Genomic DNA, 17818 nt, shown 5'->3' with positions numbered 1-17818 from the left:
GAATCGAAGAGGAGAACCCCATGGCCGCCGAGACGCAGACCGAACTCACCACCGTGTACCAGGTCAAGGGCATGACCTGCGGCCACTGCGAGGGCGCCGTCTCCGGCGAGATCTCCGCTCTCCCCGGCGTCTCCTCGGTCACCGCCGTCGCCAAGACCGGCGAGGTCACCGTGGTCTCCGCCGCCCCGCTCGACCGCGAGGCCGTGGCCGCCGCCGTCGACGAGGCCGGTTACGAGCTGGCCTGAACCGCCGCGCCGCACGGGCACCGCGGGGCCGTACCGTTGGCTGGTACGGCCCCGCTCCCCTTTGGAACCGCACATGCCCAGCACCCACGTCACCGAGCTGACCATCGGCGGGATGACCTGCGCCTCCTGCGCGGCCCGCATCGAGAAGAAGCTCAACCGGATGGACGGCGTCACCGCGACCGTCAACTACGCGACCGAGAAGGCGCACGTCGAGCACGCCCCCGAGGTCGGCGTCGACGCGCTCATCGCCACCGTGGTGAAGACCGGCTACACCGCCGAGGAACCCGCCCCGCCGGAGCCCGAGGCGGCGGAGGAGCCGGAGACCGACCCCGAGCTCGACGCGCTGCGCCGGAGGCTGACCGTCTCCGCCCTCCTCGCCGCGCCCGTCGTCCTGCTCGCCATGGTCCCCGCCCTCCAGTTCGACAACTGGCAGTGGCTCTCCCTCACCCTCGCCTCCCCCGTCGTCGTCTGGGGCGGCCTGCCCTTCCACCGCGCCGCCTGGACCAACCTGCGGCACGGCGCCGCCACCATGGACACCCTCGTCTCGGTCGGCACCCTCGCCGCCTACGGCTGGTCCCTGTGGGCGCTCTTCCTCGGCGACGCCGGCATGCCCGGGATGCGCCACGGCTTCGACCTCACCGTCGACCGCGCCGACGCCTCCGGCGCCCTCTACCTGGAGGTCGCCGCCGGCGTCGTCACCTTCATCCTGCTCGGCCGCTATCTGGAGGCCCGCGCCAAGCGGAAGGCCGGCGCCGCCCTGCGCGCCCTGATGGAGCTCGGCGCCAAGGACGTCGCCGTGCTGCGCGAGGGCCGTGAGGTACGGGTGCCGGTCGCCGAACTGCGGACCGGCGAGCTCTTCGTCGTACGCCCCGGGGAGAAGATCGCCACCGACGGCACCGTCGACGAGGGCGCCTCGGCCGTCGACGCCTCCCTGCTCACCGGCGAGTCCCTGCCCGTCGACGTCGCCCCCGGCTCCGCCGTCACCGGCGGCTGCGTCAACGTCTCCGGCCGGCTCGTCGTCCGGGCCGGCCGGGTCGGCGCCGACACCCGGCTCGCCCGGATGGCGAAGCTCGTCGAGGAGGCGCAGAGCGGCAAGGCCGAGGTGCAGCGGCTCGCCGACCGGGTCTCCGCCGTCTTCGTCCCCGTCGTCCTGGTCATCGCCCTCGCCACCCTCGGCTTCTGGCTCGGCTCCGGCGCGGGCGCCACCGCCGCGTTCACCGCCGCCGTCGCCGTGCTGATCATCGCCTGCCCGTGCGCCCTCGGCCTCGCCACCCCGACCGCGCTGCTCGTCGGCACCGGGCGCGGCGCCCAGCTCGGCATCCTCATCAAGGGCCCCGAGGTCCTGGAGTCCACCCGCCGCGTCGACACCGTCGTCCTCGACAAGACCGGCACCGTCACCACCGGCCGGATGACCCTCACCGGCGTCCACCCCGTCGGCGACACCGACGAGAAGGAGCTGCTGCGGCTCGCCGGAGCCCTGGAGCACGCCTCCGAGCACCCGGTGGCCCGCGCCGTGGCCGCCGGGGCCGCCGAGCGGCTCGGGCTCCCCACGGCCGAACTGCCGGTCCCCGACAGCTTCGAGAACGTCCCCGGACTCGGCGTCCGCGGCACCGTCGACGGCCGGTCCGTGCTCGCCGGCCGGGCCGCCCTGCTCGCCGACGCGTCCGTCCCGGTCCCGGCCGGCACGGAGGCCGGGGCCGTCCTCGTCGCCTGGGACGGGGCCCTGCGCGGCACCCTCACCGTCGCCGACGCGGTCAAGGACACCAGCGCGGAGGCCGTGGCCCGGCTCCGCGCCCTCGGACTGCGGCCGGTGCTGCTCACCGGCGACCACCGGGCCGTCGCCGAGGCCGTCGCCGCCGAGGTCGGCGTCGACGAGGTGATCGCCGAGGTGCTGCCGGAGGAGAAGGCCGGGGTCGTCCGGCGGCTCCAGGAGGAGGGCCGTACGGTCGCCATGGTCGGCGACGGCGTCAACGACGCGGCGGCGCTCGCCACCGCCGACCTGGGGCTCGCCATGGGCACCGGGACGGACGCGGCCATCGAGGCGAGCGACCTCACCCTCGTCCGGGGCGACCTGCGCGTCGCCGCCGACGCGATCCGGCTCTCCCGCCGGACCCTGGCGACGATCAAGGGGAACCTGGCGTGGGCCTTCGGCTACAACGTGGCCGCGCTGCCGCTCGCCGCGGCCGGTCTGCTCAACCCGATGATCGCGGGCCTGGCCATGGCCTTCTCGTCCGTCTTCGTCGTGACGAACAGCCTGCGACTGCGCCGGTTCCGTTGATTTCACCTACACGTGACGCACAAGTCCTTCACAAAGAGACCTAGATCACAGATATTGGGGGGTAACCATCTGGGCTGTTCGCGAGTCTAAGTGGGCGATGCCAGAACGTCTTGGGGGACGTTCGTCGGGAGGTCTTGGGGGACGTCCCGACAGGCAAGCGCGGCCGGGGCACGTGCACGGGGAGCTTGAGCGGCCCTCCCGTACGTACCCCGGCAGACCGCGCACCGGACGCCCGGCCCGGATCCCGTGGGGGGAATCCGCACCGGGGATATGGGAAGCGCCCCGCTCGCCGACCCGTGGGGGGATCGGAGAGCGGGGCGCTTCTGTCTGCCCTTCCGGGGGCGCGGCCCGGCCCCGGCCCGGGAACACAGCCCCGGAACGCGGAAAAGCCCCCCGGCTTTCCGCCGGAGGGCCCTTCGCGACGCTTCAGTCGACCTGTGCGGGGTCGGCTCAGCGCTCCTCGACCGGGACGAAGTCGCGGAGGACCTCACCGGTGTAGATCTGGCGCGGGCGGCCGATGCGGGAGCCGGGCTCCTTGATCATCTCGTGCCACTGGGCGATCCAGCCGGGAAGCCGGCCGAGCGCGAAGAGCACGGTGAACATCTCGGTCGGGAAGCCCATCGCGCGGTAGATGAGGCCCGTGTAGAAGTCCACGTTCGGGTAGAGGTTGCGCGAGACGAAGTACTCGTCGGAGAGCGCGTGCTCCTCCAGCTTGAGCGCGATGTCCAGCAGCTCGTCGGACTTGCCGAGGGCCGAGAGGACGTCGTGCGCCGCCGCCTTGATGATCTTGGCGCGCGGGTCGAAGGACTTGTACACCCGGTGGCCGAAGCCCATCAGGCGGACGCCGTCCTCCTTGTTCTTCACCTTGCGGATGAAGGAGTCGACGTCGCCGCCGTTGGCCTGGATGCCCTCCAGCATCTCCAGGACCGACTGGTTGGCGCCGCCGTGCAGCGGGCCCCACAGGGCGGAGATGCCGGCGGAGATCGAGGCGAACATGTTCGCCTGCGAGGAGCCGACCAGACGCACGGTGGAGGTCGAACAGTTCTGCTCGTGGTCCGCGTGCAGGATGAGGAGCTTGTCGAGCGCCGAGACGACGACCGGGTCGAGCTCGTACTCCTGGGCCGGGACCGAGAACGTCATCCGCAGGAAGTTCTCGACGTAGCCGAGGTCGTTGCGCGGGTAGACGAACGGGTGACCGATCGACTTCTTGTACGCGTACGCGGCGATCGTCGGCAGCTTCGCGAGCAGCCGGATCGTCGACAGGTGGCGCTGCGTCTCGTCGAACGGGTTGTGGCTGTCCTGGTAGAAGGTGGACAGCGCGGAGACCACCGAGGACAGCATCGCCATCGGGTGGGCGTCCCGCGGGAAGCCGCGGAAGAAGTTCTTGACGTCCTCGTGGACCAGCGTGTGCTGGGTGATCTCGTTCTGGAAGGTGGCGAGCTCCTCGCCCTTCGGCAGCTCACCGTTGATCAGCAGGTAGGCCACCTCCAGGAAGGTGGACTGCTCGGCCAGCTGCTCGATGGGGTAGCCGCGGTACCGCAGGATGCCCTGCTCACCATCGAGGTAGGTGATGGCGGATTTGTAGGCGGCGGTGTTGCCGTATCCGCTGTCCAGGGTGACCAGACCGGTCTGGGCCCGCAGCTTCCCGATGTCGAAGCCCTGGTCACCGACGGTGCTCTCGACCACCGGGTAGGTGTATTCACCGTCCGCGTACCGCAGTACTACAGAGTTGTCGCTCACGTCATCCCTCACCGACGTAGTGCCTCTTCTTCGAGGTGCCCTGACTGTCTCTACCATCCCCCACTTGGCTCAGGAGAGTGCACTCGGGGTCGCCATTGGGCCAATCGGCGGCACTCAGTGCCGCCAACCTGCTCATCCTGCCCCCTTCGCCCCGGTTGCGGTAGTCCTCCGTGATCTTTCACACGGGGGCACCCCCTGTGAGCCGGTGAGCCAGTGCGGTAAAGCGCCGGCCCGCCGAGACCGTACGGACCGCCTGGGCGATCGCGCGGCGCGAACCGACCAGCACGACGAGCTTCCGCGCCCGGGTCACGGCCGTGTAGAGCAGGTTCCGCTGGAGCATCATCCACGCGCTCATCGTGACCGGGATCACCACGGCCGGATATTCGCTGCCCTGCGAACGGTGGATGGTCACCGCGTACGCGTGGGACAGCTCGTCCAGCTCGTCGAAGCTGTACGGCACCTCCTCGTCCTCGTCCGTCCGCACGGTGAGGCGCTGCTCCACGGGGTCCAGCGCGGTCACCACCCCGACCGTACCGTTGAAGACCCCGTTCGCCCCCTTCTCGTAGTTGTTCCTGATCTGGGTGACCTTGTCCCCCACGCGGAAGACCCGGCCTCCGAACCGCTTCTCCGGGAGGTCCGGGCGGGCCGGGGTGATCGCCTGCTGGAGCAGCCCGTTCAGCGCGCCCGCGCCGGCCGGACCGCGGTGCATGGGCGCGAGGACCTGCACGTCCCGGCGCGGATCCAGGCCGAATCTGGCCGGGATACGCCGGGCGGCGACCTCGACGGCGACCCTGGCCGCGTCCTCCGTCTCCTCCTCCGCGAAGAGGAAGAAGTCCGGCAGACCCTGGGTCCTGGGCGGGGTGCCCGCGTTGATCAGGTGCGCGTTGGTGACCACGCCGGACTCCTGGGCCTGGCGGAAGATCCGGGTGAGCCGGACCGCGGGGACCGGGCTGCCGGGGGCAAGGAGGTCGCCCAGGACCTCGCCGGCGCCGACCGAGGGCAGCTGGTCGACGTCCCCCACCAGGAGCAGGTGGGCCCCTGGGGCGACCGCCTTGACCAGCTTGTTCGCGAGCAGCAGGTCCAGCATCGACGCCTCGTCGACGACCACGAGGTCGGCGTCGAGCGGCCGGTCCCGGTCGTACGCCGCGTCCCCGCCCGGACGCAGCTCCAGGAGCCGGTGGACGGTGGACGCCTCGGCACCGGTCAGCTCCGCCAGCCGTTTGGCCGCGCGGCCGGTCGGCGCCGCCAGGACCACCTTGGCCTTCTTCGCGCGGGCCAGCTCCACGACGGAGCGGACGGTGAACGACTTGCCGCAGCCGGGGCCGCCGGTGAGCACCGCGACCTTCTCCGTCAGGGCGAGCCGGACGGCCTGCTCCTGCTCGGGCGCCAGGGTGGCCCCCGTGCGGTCCGCGAGCCATGCCAGCGCCTTGTCCCAGGCCACGTCCCGGAAGGCGGGCATCCGGTCGTCCGGGGCGCGCAGCAGGCGCCGCAGCTGCCCGGCGAGCGAGAGCTCGGCCCGGTGGAAGGGGATCAGATAGACGGCCGTGACCGGCTCGCCCTCCGGGCCGGGGACCGTCTCCCGGACCACCCCTTCGGGGTCCTGGGCCAGCTCGGCGAGGCATTCGATGACGAGCCCGGTGTCCACCTGGAGCAGCTTCACGGAGTCGGCGATCAGCCGCTCCTCCGGGAGGAAGCAGTGCCCCTGGTCGCTCGACTGCGAGAGGGCGTACTGGAGGCCGGCCTTCACCCGGTCGGGGCTGTCGTGCGGGATGCCGACGGCCTGCGCGATCCGGTCGGCGGTGAGGAAGCCGATGCCCCACACGTCGGCGGCAAGGCGGTAGGGCCGGTCGCGCACGACGGTGATGGAGTCGTCGCCGTACTGCTTGTAGATGCGGACGGCGATGGAGGTGGAGACGCCGACGGTCTGGAGGAAGACCATCACCTCCTTGATCGCCTTCTGCTCCTCCCAGGCACCCACGATGTTCCTGGTCCGCTTGGGGCCGAGGCCGGGGACCTCGATGAGGCGGCCGGGATCCTCCTCCAGGACGTCGAGGGTCGCCAGGCCGAAGTGGGTCGTGATGCGGTCGGCGAAGACCGGACCGATGCCCTTGATCAGTCCGGAGCCGAGATAGCGGCGGATGCCCTGGACGGTGGCGGGCAGCACGGTCGTGTAGTTGTCCACCAGGAACTGCCGGCCGTACTGCGGGTGGGAGCCCCAGCGCCCCTCCATCCGCAGCGACTCCCCCGGCTGGGCGCCGAGCAGGGCGCCGACGACGGTGAGCAGGTCGCCGACGCCGCGGCCGGTGTCGACCCGGGCGACCGTGTAGCCGCTCTCCTCGTTGGCGTACGTGATCCTCTCCAGGACACCGGTCACTTCACAAACACCCTGGCGGCTGCCTTGCTCCGACTCAACTCCGCTACCGGGCATGCCCCACCTGGCTTCCTGCGTCTCCGATGTCCGGGAGGCTATCGCCCGCCACCGACAGAGCGGCCGTCTCCTCGTTTCTCGTAACCACAGGTGTGATGGGATCCCCGGTATGACAGATTGGCCGCAGCTCAGCCACGCCTACGGCTCCGCCGAAGACATTCCCGCCCTGCTGGCACGCATCGCGTCCGAGTCCAAGCCGGAGCTCTGGAGCGACCTGTGGTCCGCACTCTGCCATCAGGGCAGCGTCTACTCGGCCAGCTTCGCGGCGCTGCCCTGGCTGGCCGAGATGGCTGACAGTGAAGACCGAGGTCAGGCCGTGAACGCCCTGAACCTGGCGGGCACCATCATGGCCGGCGCCGAGCAGTCGCACGGAGCCGGCGATGTCCGCACTCAGTACTCGGCGGACATCGCGACCCTGCTGGCATCGGTGAACCGCCATCTCCGGACCGCGACCCACCGCACCGAGTACGTCGATCTCCTGGAGTCCATGCTCGGCTTCGAGGGCGTCGTGGGGTGGAGCGAGGACCTGGCTTGGGGGCTCGGGAACGAGGAGTACCAGATCTCGTGTCCCGGCTGCGAAACCGACCTGTTCATCGTTCTGGGTGAACGCGGGTTCTTCTGCACCAGCGAGGACTACGCACTGTCGGACGACAACATCGAGACCCGGCCGCTTCGGCCGACGAGCCCCGCAGGTCTGGCAGGACTCGGTCGGCGTCTCCACGACATCGCACGCGCCGACGGTCACCACGAGGTCGCACACCTGCTGACCTTCGTGTTCGGGAGCGCGACCTGCCCGGACTGCGACATCGAATTCTCCGTCGCCGACCAGGTCAGCGCCGACTGGGCGGGCACCCAGTAGGCCCAGACCCCGGCAATCCAGGGTCTGGTGACGCAGGTCGCTTGGGTTTGGTGAGGTGGGATCCTCTCCAGCACCCCCTCCAGCACGTCGGGGCGGTGCGACTGACCCTCGTTGGACATGGCCCGACGGTAGCGAAGCCCACCGACAGGGCGGGCGGGCCTGTGGACAACTCCCGCCCCGGGGTGCCGAACAGGACGATGAAACGTAGCGTTTCGGACATGAGCGAGAGCAGTCACTCTTTCCAGGACGAGGTCCTGGCCGAACTCGGCGAGGACCGCCTGGCGGAGATCGCCGCGCTCGCCGGCACCGACACGGCCGGCGCGCGTGCGCTCGTCGACGGCTCGGTCGCGGAGCTGTCGGGCGAGCTGCGGCAGGCGGCGGCGGAACCCGGCAGCGCGGACGAGGTCAAGGCCGCCGTCGACGAGGTCACCTCCGAGGAGCCGCCGCTCCAGGGCGTCGCCTCCTTCGGAGGCCTCGCGGCGGGCGGCCTGATGGCCGGCGTCCTCGCCAAGCTGGCGAGACCCGCCGCCAACGCCGTCGCCAAGCGCACCGGCCTCCCCCCGGCCACCGTGAACCGCGCGGTGGACCTCCTGGTCCCCGTGGTCCTCGCGGTCCTGACCCGGCGCGCCACGGCCCGGAAGGGCGGCGGGGGTCTGGGCGACCTGCTGGGCGGCGGGAAGAAGTAGCCCGGCCCCGCCGCACACGGGGCCGGGCCGGGAGAGCCCCCGCCGCGCACGCGGGGGCGTGGCCCAATGGATCCAGGATCTTGGATCTTGGATCTTGGATCTTGGATCTTGGATCTTGGGTCCAAGCGTGTGTGGATCTTGGATCCAACATGTCGGATCCAGTCGGGAGGATCCTGGATCCACGATCCTGGATCCACGATCCTGGCGTATGGATCTTGGATCCATGAGGTCGGATCCAGGCTTGCGGATCCTGGATCCGACCTCCTGGATCCAAGATCCAGGATCTGACGTCATGGATCCGGGATCCGGGATCCGGGATCCGACCTCATGCATCCGGGATCCGACCTCATGCATCCGGGATCCGGGACCCATGATCCGGGCCGCGGCTCAGACCTTCAAAAACGCGTCCACGGTCTCCTCCAGCACCTCGACCCCGTCCCGCGCCCACAGTCCGGCGTTGAAGAGCTCGACCTCCACCGGTCCGGTGTAGCCGACGCGTTCCAGCAACGCGGCCCACCAGGCGAGGTCGATCGCGCCGGTGCCCAGCTGGCCGCGCCCGTCGAGGACGCCCTCCGGGAGGGGGGTGGTCCAGTCGGCGAGCTGGAAGGAGTGGATGCGGCCCGCCGCGCCCGCGCGCTCCACCGCCGCCGGGGCGCGCTCGTCCCACCAGAGGTGGTAGGTGTCGACGGTGACGCCGACCTGCTCGGCCGGGAAGCGCTCCGCGATGTCCAGGGCCTGGTCCAGGGTGGAGATCGCGCAGCGGTCGGAGGCGTACATGGGGTGGAGGGGCTCGATGGCGAGGCGGACCCCGCGCGCGCCCGCGTAGGGGGCGAGCGTGCCGATCGCGTCCGCTATGCGCGCGCGTGCCCCGGGCAGGTCGCGGCTGCCGGCGGGCAGTCCGCCGGAGACCAGGACGAGGGTGTCGGTGCCGAGCGCCACCGCCTCGTCGATGGCGGCCCGGTTGTCGGCCTCCCAGCCGTCGCTGGTGAAGAAGCCGCCGCGGCAGAGGGTGGTCACGGCGAGCCCGGCGTCCCGCACCAGCGCGGCCGCCGCCTCGGTCCCGTACTCCTTCACCGGGTCGCGCCACAGGCCGACGCCGGTGACGCCGAGCCGGACGCACTCCTCCACGAGGGCGGGCAGCGGGAGCTGTTTCACCGTCATCTGGTTGACGCTGAGGCGGTCGAGGTTCACTGCGGGACTCCGTGGACGGTGAGGAGGGCGCGCATCCGGGCCTCGGCGCGTGCAGGGTCCGGGAAGAGGCCGAGGCCGTCGGCGAGCTCGTAGGCGCGGGCCAGGTGCGGCAGGGAGCGGGCCGAGTGGAGCCCGCCGACCATGGTGAAGTGCTCCTGGTGGCCCGCGAGCCAGGCGAGGAGGACGACACCCGTCTTGTAGTAGCGGGTCGGCGGCTCGAAGAGGTGCCGCGAGAGGGCGACGGTCGGGTCGAGGAGCTTGCGGAAGCCCGCCGTGTCGCCGGTGTCGAGGGTCCTGACCGCCTCCGCCGCCAGCGGGCCGAGCGGGTCGAAGATGCCGAGCAGGGCGTGGCTGAACCCCTGGTCGTCGCCCGCGATCAGCTCCGGGTAGTGGAAGTCGTCGCCGGTGTAGCAGCGGACGCCCTCGGGGAGGCGGCGGCGGAGCGCGACCTCGCGGCCCGCGTCGAGGAGGGAGATCTTGACGCCGTCGACCTTGTCGGGGTGGGCGGCGATGACCTCCAGGAAGGTCTCGGTGGCCGCGTCGAGGTCGGCGGAGCCCCAGTAGCCCTCAAGGGCCGGGTCGAACATCGGGCCGAGCCAGTGGAGGATCACCGGCTCGGCGGCCTGGCGCAGCAGGTGGCCGTAGAGGTCGAGGTAGTCCTCCGGGCCGGCGGCCGCGGCGGCCAGCGCGCGGGAGGCCATGAGGATCGCCTGGGCGCCGGACTCCTCGACGACGGCGAGCTGCTCCTCGTACGCGGCCCGGATCTCCGGCAGGGAGGCGGGGCCGGTGAGCTGGTCGGTGCCGACTCCGCAGGCGATCAGGCCGCCGGTGGCCCTGGCCTCGGCGGCGCTGCGGCGGATCAGTTCGGCCGCGCCCGCCCAGTCGAGGCCCATGCCGCGCTGGGCGGTGTCCATGGCCTCCGCGACGCCGAGGCCGTGGGACCACAGGTGGCGGCGGAAGGCGAGGGTGGCGTCCCAGTCGACGGCGGCGGGGCCGTCGGGGGTGGTGTCGGCGTACGGGTCGGCGACGACGTGGGCGGCGGAGAAGACCGTACGGGAGGTGAGCGGGCCGGCCGCGCCGGGCGCGAGCGGTTCGGCGCGGGGCTCGTACGCGCGCGTGCCGCCGCCCGGGAGGGGGAGGTGGAGGGTCACAGCGAGACCTCCGGGACGTCGAGGCGGCGTCCCTCGGCGGCGGACCTCAGGCCGAGCTCGGCGAGCTGGACGCCGCGGGCGCCGGCGAGCAGGTCCCAGTGGTAGGGCTCGTCGAGGACGACGTGGCGGAGGAAGCGCTCCCACTGGGCCTTGAAGCCGTTGTCGAACTCGGCGTTGTCGGGGACCTCCTGCCACTGGTCGCGGAAGGAGTAGGTGGCGGGGATGTCGGGGTTCCAGACCGGCTTGGGGGTGAGCCCGCGGTGCTGGACGCGGCAGTTGCGCAGCCCGGCGACGGCGGAGCCCTCGGTGCCGTCGACCTGGAACTCGACGAGCTCGTCGCGGTTGACGCGGACCGCCCAGGAGGAGTTGATCTGGGCGATGGCGCCGCCCTCCAGGTGGAAGGTGCCGTAGGCGGCGTCGTCGGCGGTGGCGTCGTACGGCTTGCCCTCCTCGTCCCAGCGGCGGGGGACGTGGGTGGCGATCTCGGCGGAGACGGCGGTGACCCGGCCGAAGAGCTCGTGGAGCACGTACTCCCAGTGCGGGAACATGTCGACGACGATGCCGCCGCCGTCCTCGGAGCGGTAGTTCCAGCTGGGGCGCTGGGCCTCCTGCCAGTCGCCCTCGAAGACCCAGTAGCCGAACTCGCCGCGCACGGACAGGATCTCGCCGAAGAAGCCGCCGTCGATGAGCCGCTTGAGCTTCAGCAGGCCGGGGAGGAAGAGCTTGTCCTGGACGACGCCGTGCTTGACCCCCTTGCCTGCGGCGAGCCGGGCGAGGTCGAGGGCGCCCGCGAAGTCGGCGGCGGTGGGCTTCTCGGTGTAGATGTGCTTGCCGGCCTCGATCGCCCTGGTGAGGGCGTCGGCGCGGGCGGAGGTGACCTGGGCGTCGAAGTAGACGTCGACGGTGTCGTCGGCGAGGACGGCGTCGAGGTCGGTGGACCACTCGGTGAGGCCGTGCTTCTCGGCGAGGGCGCGCAGGGCGTGCTCACGGCGGCCGACCAGCACCGGCTCGGGCCAGATGACCTGGCCGTCGCCGAGGTCGAGGCCGCCCTGCTCGCGGAGGGCGAGGATCGAGCGGACGAGGTGCTGGCGGTAGCCCATGCGTCCGGTGACGCCGTTCATGGCGATGCGGACTGTCCTGCGTGTCATGAAATGTTCCTCCCCGACGGGCCTGCGCCCGCGTTCTGGCGTGGAAAGACGACAGAAAGCGCTTTCGGCGCGACGATAGAAAGCGCTTTCTGTCACGGATGACGCTAGCCTGCCGACATCACGCCGGACAAGGCCCTGGAGGTACGCACGCGATGACCGTCACGCTGTCGGACGTGGCCGCCCGCGCCCGGGTCTCCCCCGCGACCGTCTCCCGGGTCCTGAACGGCAACTACCCGGTGGCCGCGTCGACGCGGGAACGGGTCCTGAAGGCGGTCGAGGAGCTGGACTACGTCCTCAACGGGCCCGCCAGCTCGCTCGCCGCCGCCACCTCGGATCTGGTCGGGGTGCTGGTCAACGACATCGCCGACCCCTTCTTCGGGATCATGGCGAGCGCGGCGCAGAGCGCGATCGGCGAGGGCGGGTCGGGCCGGGCGGGCGGCGAGAAGCTGGCCGTCGTCTGCAACACCGGCGGCTCCCCCGAGCGCGAGCTGACCTATCTCACGCTGCTCCAGCGGCAGCGCGCCGCCGCCGTGATCCTCATGGGCGGCTCGCTGGAGGACCCGGAGCACCTGGCGGCGACCGCCGCCAAGCTGTCCCGGATGGCCGAGGCGGGGACGCGGGTCGTGCTGTGCGGGCGGCCGCCGGTGCCCGGGGACGCGCACACCGCCGCGCTGGTCTTCGACAACCGCGCCGGGGGCCGCCGGCTCACCGGCCACCTGCTCGACCTCGGTCACACCCGGATCGGTTACGTCGCGGGCCCCGCCGACCGCACCACCACCCGGCACCGCCTGGAGGGCCACCGGGAGGCCCTCGCGGCGGCGGGCGTCGCCGAGGGGCCGACCGTCCACGGCCCGTACGACCGGGCCGCCGGCCACGCGGCCGTCGCGGAGCTCCTGGCCCGCGACCCGGAGCTCACGGCGATCGTCGCCGCCAACGACACGGTGGCGCTGGGCGTCTGCGCCGCCCTGCGGGAACGGGGCCTTTCGATCCCCGGCGACGTCTCGGTGGCCGGCTTCGACGACCTCCCGTTCTCGGTCGACGCGGTGCCGGCTCTGACGACCGTACGCCTCCCGCTCCACGAGTCGGGGGTGCGCGCCGGGCGGCTGGCGATGGGCACGGAGGAGGCTCCGGCGGACGGCACGGAGGCGGTCCCGGGCGAGCTGGTCGTACGGGACTCGACGGCGGCGCCGCGGGGGTGATCCGGCTGGCGTGGCGACGAGCGTCCACCAACCCCACCCGCACCGGCACCTGCACCTGCACCGAGCAGGAGAAGATCCCCTTCGGCGAGGATCAGGCCCTCCCCCTCGAAGGCCGCGAGATCGTCGTGAAGACCGACGGGTTCCCGCGCGCCGGGGACCGAGCTATCCGGCGGCGGGATCCAGGCCCGTCGCCGCGAGGACCGCGTCGACGGTCTCCTCGACCGTCCGGTCGGCGTTGTCGATCCAGACGCCCTGGCCGGAGAGTTCGGCCCGCATGGCCTCGTCCAGGAAGGACCAGTCGGTGGTGAGGCGCTTGTGGCGGGCGTCGTTGCGCTCCCGGGCCCGCTCCGGGCCGGGGGCGAGAATCACCACGTGGAGCGGGACCGCCGCCAACGCGCTCCGGTAGAAGTCCAGGTGGGAGCGGCGTACCACCACGTCGTCCAGGACCGGCAGGAAGCCGGCGGCGGCGAAGCTGCCCGCGAGGAGGCAGGCGCCCCGGGCGCGCAGCAGGATCTGGCGGTCCGCCTCCGGGTCGCCCTCCGGGGTCGGCCATCGGCCGCCGCTGACGATCAGCTCCTGGAGGTGGTCGACCTCGATGTGCGCGGCGCGCGCGAACCGGGCGGCGAGCGCGGCCGACACCGTCGACTTGCCGCTGCCGGGGATGCCGGCGAGGAGCAGCGCGCCGGGCGCGGGGACGGCGGTGTCGACGGTGAGGTGCTCGAAGGTCATACGGGCCTTTCCTCGCGGGGCGGAGCAACGGGCTGAGCCAGGGGCTGAGCCGCAGGCGAAACCGCGCACGAAGTCGCGGGCTGAGCCGCGGACGAAGCCATGGGCTGAGCTGCGGACGGAGCCACAGGCGGAGCCACGGACGATACGGGGGCGGGCGCCCGGCGCACCAGCGGTTTCGGGTCCGGCTCCGGAGGCGCCGGCTTCCGCGCCGCCAGGGAGGTCAGCGCCACGCCGCCGACGAGCAGCGCCGCCGCCACCCAGCGCAGCGGGCTCACCGACTCGCCGAGGAAGAGCGCGGCGGAGGACATGCCGAAGACGGGGACGAGGAGCGAGAAGGGGGCGACGGAGGAGGCGGGGTGGCGGCGGAGCAGCCAGCCCCAGGCGCCGAAGCCGAAGACGGTGGCGACCCAGGCGACGTAGACGATGACGCCCACGCCGGTCCAGTCCAGGGCGCGCAGCGCGGCCAGGTCCCGCTCGGGGCCCTCCACGAGGAGGGAGAGGCCGAGCAGCGGCAGGACGGGGACGGTGCTGACCCAGACCATCCAGTTGAGCGCGTCGGGCGGGGCGGCCCTGCGGGTGCAGACGTTGGAGACACCCCAGGCGGCGGCCGCGGCGATGACCAGGACGAAGCCGGTGACCGGCCCCGAGGTGCCCTCGTCGACGGCGGCGACGCCGATGCCCGCGAGGGCGACCGCCATGCCGAGGACGGCTCGCCGGGCGGGGCGCTCGCCGAGGACGGCGAAGGCGAGGAGGGCGGTGAAGACGGCCTGCACCTGGAGCACGAGGGAGGAGAGCCCGGCGGGGGCTCCGAGGTCCATGCCGAGGAAGAGGAGGCCGAACTTGGCGACGCCCAGGGCGAGTCCGACAGCGATGATCCACTTCCAGGCGACCTTCGGGCGGCCGACGAGGAAGACCGCGGGCAGGGCGGCGACGAGGAAGCGGAGCGCGGAGAAGAGCAGCGGCGGGAAGTGGTCGAGGCCGATCTCGATGACGACGAAGTTGACCCCCCAGACCGCGGCGACGAGCGCGGCGAGGGCGATGTGTGCGGGGCGCATGCAGGCGAGCATGACCGCCCGGGACCGTGTAGCACCAGCACAGGTCTCTTCATGGTTGGATGAAGCACTGCTACATCCACAGGTCCATCGGGCAGTCCGTCGAGGCGGCCGGCCCGTACCGTCCGCCGGAGGTTCCCGTGCTCGATCTCGGCCGTCTGCGCGCCCTGCACGCCGTCTCCGTCCACGGCAGCGTGGGCGCGGCCGCGGCGGCGCTCGGCTACACCCCGTCGGCGGTGTCGCAGCAGATCGCGAAGCTGGAGCGGGAGACCCGTACGACCCTGCTCGAACGGAGCGGCCGGGGCGTCCGCCTCACCGACGAGGCGCGTCAACTCGCTTCCACCGCGCGCGAGTTGCTGGCACTGGTGGAGGAGGCGGAGGTGCGCCTGGAGGAGCGGCGGGGGCTGCCGGCCGGGCGGCTGTCGATCGGCTGCTTCCCGAGCGCGGCGCGCGGTCTGATGCCCCGGGTGCTCGCGGACCTGACCGTCCGCCATCCCGGCCTGGACGCCCGGCTGACCGAGGTGGACCCGCACCTCTCGGTGGACCTCGTGGCCCGCGGGGTGCTCGACCTGGCGGTGGCCCACGACTGGGACATCGCCCCGCTGCCGGCGCCGCCCGGGGTGGAGCAGGCGGTGATCGGCGACGACGGCTGCGACATCCTGGTGCACCGGGACCATCCGCTGGCGGGCCGGCGGTCGGTGCGGCGGGAGGAGCTCGCGGACGAGCGGTGGATCTCGCAGCCGCCGGGGACGGTGTGCCACGACTGGCTGGAGCGGACACTGCGGGCGACCGGGGTGGAGCCGCTGATCGTCCATCAGGCGGAGGAGAACCACACGCAGGTCGCGCTGGTCGCGGCCGGCCTCGGCATCGCGCTCGTCCCCCGGCTCGGGCGCGGCGGGCTGCCGCCGGAGGTGGCGCCGCTGCGGCTCGACCCGGCGCCGACGCGCCGACTGCACGCACTGTGGCGGACGGGCGCGGCGCGCCGCCCGGCGATCCGGGAGACGGTCCGTACGCTCCAGGAGCTGTGGCCGTCGATCGCGTCGGCGGCCTGAGCCGGGGCGGCACCCCCTCCCCTTCACCCTTCGCCCCGCTTCCCCTCCTCCCCTTCGCCCCTCTTCCCGGCTCCCTCTTCTTCGGCGATTCGTGCGTGAATCCTTGACCTGGTAGTTACTTTCAGACTATCCGTTCATCTTGGCAGTTTCTTTCACCCCTCGCTGCCGCCCCTCGCTGTCACCCTGCACGGCCGGAAGGAGCACCAGTGCCCCACCCCGCCCCCACCCGCCGCACCCTGCTCGCCGTCACCGCCGCCGCGGCCGCCGCGGCCGCCACCGGGGCCGTCACCCCCGCCGCCGCACACTCCGCCGCCCACGCCCCCGACGCCAGGACCGAGCGGTGGCTCCGCCGGATCGTCGACCGGATGTCGCTGGAGGAGAAGGTCGGCCAGGTCTTCGTCTCCCGGGTGTACGGACACTCGGCCACCGCCCCCGACCAGGCCGACGTGGACGCCAACCTCCGGGAGCTCGGGGTCCGCACGGCCGCCGAGCTGATCGAGCGCTACCACGTCGGCGGGGTCATCTACTTCGCCTGGGCCCACAACACCCGCGACCCGCAACAGATCGCGGCACTCTCCAACGGCATCCAGACCGCCGCGCTGTCCGGGTCCACCCGGGTCCCCGTGCTCATCTCCACCGACCAGGAGCACGGCGTCGTCTGCCGGGTCGGCGAGCCCGCCACGCTGCTGCCCGGCGCGATGGCGCTCGGAGCGGGCGGCTCCCCGGCGGACACCCGCAGGGCGGCCGGGATCGCCGGCGCCGAACTCGCCGCCATGGGCATCCGGCAGAACTACGCCCCCGTCGCCGACGTCAACGTCAACCCGGCCAACCCGGTCATCGGCGTCCGCTCCCTCGGCTCCGACCCGCGCGCGGTCTCCGCCCTGGTCACCGCCCAGATCCGCGGCTACCAGGGGGCCGGGGTCGCCGCCACCGCCAAGCACTTCCCCGGCCACGGCGACACCGCCGTGGACAGCCACTACGGCCTGCCGGTCATCACCCACACCCGCGAGCAGTGGGCCGAGCTCGACGCCCCGCCGTTCCGCGCCGCGATCGCCGCCGGCATCGACTCCATCATGACCGCCCACCTCGTCGTCCCGGCGCTCGACCCGTCGGAGGACCCGGCGACGCTCTCGCACCCGATCCTCACCGGTGTGCTCCGCGAGCAGCTCGGCTACGACGGGGTCGTGGTCACCGACGCCCTCGACATGCAGGGCGTCCGCACCAAGTACGGCGACGACCGGGTGCCGGTGCTCGCCCTGAAGGCCGGGGTGGACCAGCTGCTCAACCCGCCGAAGCTCGACGTGGCCTGGAACGCGGTGCTCGCGGCCGTGCGCGGCGGGGAGCTGACCGAGGAGCGGCTCGACGAATCGGTTCTGCGGATCCTTCGCCTGAAGGCCCGGCGGGGCCTCCTCACGGACCCGTACACGAGCCGGCGGGAGGTGGCCGCGACCGTCGGCACCGCCCGGCACCTCGCCGAGGCCGACCGGATCGCCGAGCGGACCACCACCCTGCTGGTCAACGAGGACGGCTTCCTGCCGCTGCGCGCGGCCACGCACGGGAGGGTCCTGGTCGTCGGCGCCGACCCCGCCTCCCCGTCCGGTACGACGGGACCGCCGACCACCACCCTCGGCGGGGCCCTGCGCGAACTGGGTTTCACGCCCACCGTGCTGTCCACCGGGATCACCCCGACGGCGGACCGGATCGAGGAGGCGGTGGCGGCCGCGGCCGGACAGGACGTGGTCGTCGTGGGCACGTACAACGTCACCGCGACCAGCCCGCAGCGGACGCTCGTGGCGCGGCTGGTGGCGACCGGGGTGCCGGTGGTGACGGTCGCGATCCGCAACCCGTACGACGTGGCCCGGATCTCCGGGCAGCGGGCCACCCTCGCCGCCTACTCCTGGACCGACGTGGAACTCCGCGCCGCCGTATGGGTGCTGGCCGGGCGGGCGAAGCCGCGCGGGCGGCTGCCCGTGCCGGTGCGGAGCGCCGACGACCCGGCGGAGACGCTCTACCCGGTCGGGTTCGGCCTCTCCTACTGACGGGCGGGGTGCGGCTCCCTC

Annotated in this window: 14 protein-coding genes; 7 read left to right on the top strand and 7 right to left on the bottom strand. The window is 72.6% G+C overall.

What is annotated here, in order from left to right:
• Positions 1–20 precede the first annotated feature (20 nt).
• Positions 21–245, top strand: coding sequence for a heavy-metal-associated domain-containing protein (locus ACFYT9_RS01000; protein WP_376602482.1), 225 nt, complete (start codon positions 21–23; stop codon positions 243–245).
• A 73-nt stretch (positions 246–318) separates the two neighbouring features.
• The gene (locus tag ACFYT9_RS00995; RefSeq protein ID WP_389160114.1) at positions 319–2523 is read left to right on the top strand and encodes a heavy metal translocating P-type ATPase; all 2205 of its coding nucleotides are present in this window, start codon (positions 319–321) and stop codon (positions 2521–2523) included.
• 450 nt (positions 2524–2973) lie between these two features.
• On the opposite strand, the gene ACFYT9_RS00990 is transcribed toward ACFYT9_RS00995, so the two are convergent.
• Together ACFYT9_RS00990 and ACFYT9_RS00985 are read right to left on the bottom strand one after the other, a co-directional pair.
• A complete protein-coding gene (locus ACFYT9_RS00990; protein WP_360317718.1) occupies positions 2974–4263 on the bottom strand; it encodes a citrate synthase in 1290 nt (429 codons plus the stop codon).
• Between the two features lie 178 nt (positions 4264–4441).
• Positions 4442–6691: an ATP-dependent RecD-like DNA helicase gene (locus ACFYT9_RS00985; protein ID WP_389160112.1), complete on the bottom strand. Its 2250-nt coding sequence runs from the start codon at positions 6689–6691 to the stop codon at positions 4442–4444.
• A gap of 109 nt (positions 6692–6800) precedes the next feature.
• On the opposite strand from ACFYT9_RS00985, the gene ACFYT9_RS00980 reads away from it, so the two are divergent.
• Together ACFYT9_RS00980 and ACFYT9_RS00975 are read left to right on the top strand one after the other, a co-directional pair.
• The gene (locus ACFYT9_RS00980; RefSeq protein WP_389160110.1) at positions 6801–7550 is read left to right on the top strand and encodes a hypothetical protein; all 750 of its coding nucleotides are present in this window, start codon (positions 6801–6803) and stop codon (positions 7548–7550) included.
• 218 nt (positions 7551–7768) lie between these two features.
• A complete protein-coding gene (locus tag ACFYT9_RS00975) occupies positions 7769–8236 on the top strand; it encodes a DUF937 domain-containing protein (RefSeq protein WP_389160108.1) in 468 nt (155 codons plus the stop codon).
• Positions 8237–8623: 387 nt separating this feature from the next.
• Here ACFYT9_RS00975 and ACFYT9_RS00970 read toward each other — a convergent pair whose 3' ends face one another.
• From ACFYT9_RS00970 to ACFYT9_RS00960, 3 genes are read right to left on the bottom strand one after another with little or no spacing between them, the layout of a single operon-like run.
• Complete coding sequence (locus ACFYT9_RS00970; protein WP_389160603.1) at positions 8624–9397, bottom strand: sugar phosphate isomerase/epimerase family protein; 774 nt, start codon at positions 9395–9397, stop codon at positions 8624–8626.
• Positions 9398–9423: 26 nt separating this feature from the next.
• The gene (locus ACFYT9_RS00965) at positions 9424–10578 is read right to left on the bottom strand and encodes a dihydrodipicolinate synthase family protein (protein WP_389160106.1); all 1155 of its coding nucleotides are present in this window, start codon (positions 10576–10578) and stop codon (positions 9424–9426) included.
• A complete protein-coding gene (locus tag ACFYT9_RS00960; protein ID WP_389160104.1) occupies positions 10575–11726 on the bottom strand; it encodes a Gfo/Idh/MocA family protein in 1152 nt (383 codons plus the stop codon). Before ACFYT9_RS00960 ends, ACFYT9_RS00965 begins: the two co-directional genes overlap by 4 nt.
• A gap of 152 nt (positions 11727–11878) precedes the next feature.
• On the opposite strand from ACFYT9_RS00960, the gene ACFYT9_RS00955 reads away from it, so the two are divergent.
• The gene (locus tag ACFYT9_RS00955) at positions 11879–12925 is read left to right on the top strand and encodes a LacI family DNA-binding transcriptional regulator (protein WP_376602453.1); all 1047 of its coding nucleotides are present in this window, start codon (positions 11879–11881) and stop codon (positions 12923–12925) included.
• Positions 12926–13087: 162 nt separating this feature from the next.
• Here ACFYT9_RS00955 and ACFYT9_RS00950 read toward each other — a convergent pair whose 3' ends face one another.
• Complete coding sequence (locus tag ACFYT9_RS00950; RefSeq protein ID WP_389160102.1) at positions 13088–13654, bottom strand: AAA family ATPase; 567 nt, start codon at positions 13652–13654, stop codon at positions 13088–13090.
• Complete coding sequence (locus ACFYT9_RS00945) at positions 13651–14709, bottom strand: EamA family transporter (protein ID WP_389160100.1); 1059 nt, start codon at positions 14707–14709, stop codon at positions 13651–13653. The genes ACFYT9_RS00950 and ACFYT9_RS00945 overlap by 4 nt, the downstream gene beginning before the upstream one ends.
• Before the next feature lie 137 nt (positions 14710–14846).
• Between ACFYT9_RS00945 and ACFYT9_RS00940 the strand changes: the two genes are divergently transcribed.
• Positions 14847–15758 (top strand): LysR family transcriptional regulator, encoded by a 912-nt coding sequence (locus ACFYT9_RS00940; RefSeq protein ID WP_389160602.1) that lies wholly within the window; start codon positions 14847–14849, stop codon positions 15756–15758.
• Positions 15759–15964: 206 nt separating this feature from the next.
• Entirely contained in the window at positions 15965–17797 is a 1833-nt protein-coding gene (locus ACFYT9_RS00935; RefSeq protein ID WP_389160099.1) for a glycoside hydrolase family 3 protein, read from the top strand.
• Positions 17798–17818 lie beyond the last annotated feature (21 nt).

Source organism: Streptomyces sp. NPDC004435 (genome assembly GCF_042873895.1).
GTDB lineage: Bacteria > Actinomycetota > Actinomycetes > Streptomycetales > Streptomycetaceae > Streptomyces.
This window is presented reverse-complemented; position numbering and strand designations above follow the sequence as displayed.

Excerpts from the sequence above, each read along its gene's own strand:
- ACFYT9_RS01000 (WP_376602482.1), top strand. The coding sequence starts at position 21 with ATGGCCGCCGAGACGCAGACCGAACTCACCACCGTGTACCAGGTCAAG.
- ACFYT9_RS00995 (WP_389160114.1), top strand. The coding sequence starts at position 319 with ATGCCCAGCACCCACGTCACCGAGCTGACCATCGGCGGGATGACCTGC.
- ACFYT9_RS00985 (WP_389160112.1), bottom strand. The coding sequence starts at position 6,691 with ATGCCCGGTAGCGGAGTTGAGTCGGAGCAAGGCAGCCGCCAGGGTGTT.
- ACFYT9_RS00980 (WP_389160110.1), top strand. The coding sequence starts at position 6,801 with ATGACAGATTGGCCGCAGCTCAGCCACGCCTACGGCTCCGCCGAAGAC.
- ACFYT9_RS00975 (WP_389160108.1), top strand. The coding sequence starts at position 7,769 with ATGAGCGAGAGCAGTCACTCTTTCCAGGACGAGGTCCTGGCCGAACTC.
- ACFYT9_RS00970 (WP_389160603.1), bottom strand. The coding sequence starts at position 9,397 with ATGACGGTGAAACAGCTCCCGCTGCCCGCCCTCGTGGAGGAGTGCGTC.
- ACFYT9_RS00960 (WP_389160104.1), bottom strand. The coding sequence starts at position 11,726 with ATGACACGCAGGACAGTCCGCATCGCCATGAACGGCGTCACCGGACGC.
- ACFYT9_RS00955 (WP_376602453.1), top strand. The coding sequence starts at position 11,879 with ATGACCGTCACGCTGTCGGACGTGGCCGCCCGCGCCCGGGTCTCCCCC.
- ACFYT9_RS00950 (WP_389160102.1), bottom strand. The coding sequence starts at position 13,654 with ATGACCTTCGAGCACCTCACCGTCGACACCGCCGTCCCCGCGCCCGGC.
- ACFYT9_RS00945 (WP_389160100.1), bottom strand. The coding sequence starts at position 14,709 with ATGCGCCCCGCACACATCGCCCTCGCCGCGCTCGTCGCCGCGGTCTGG.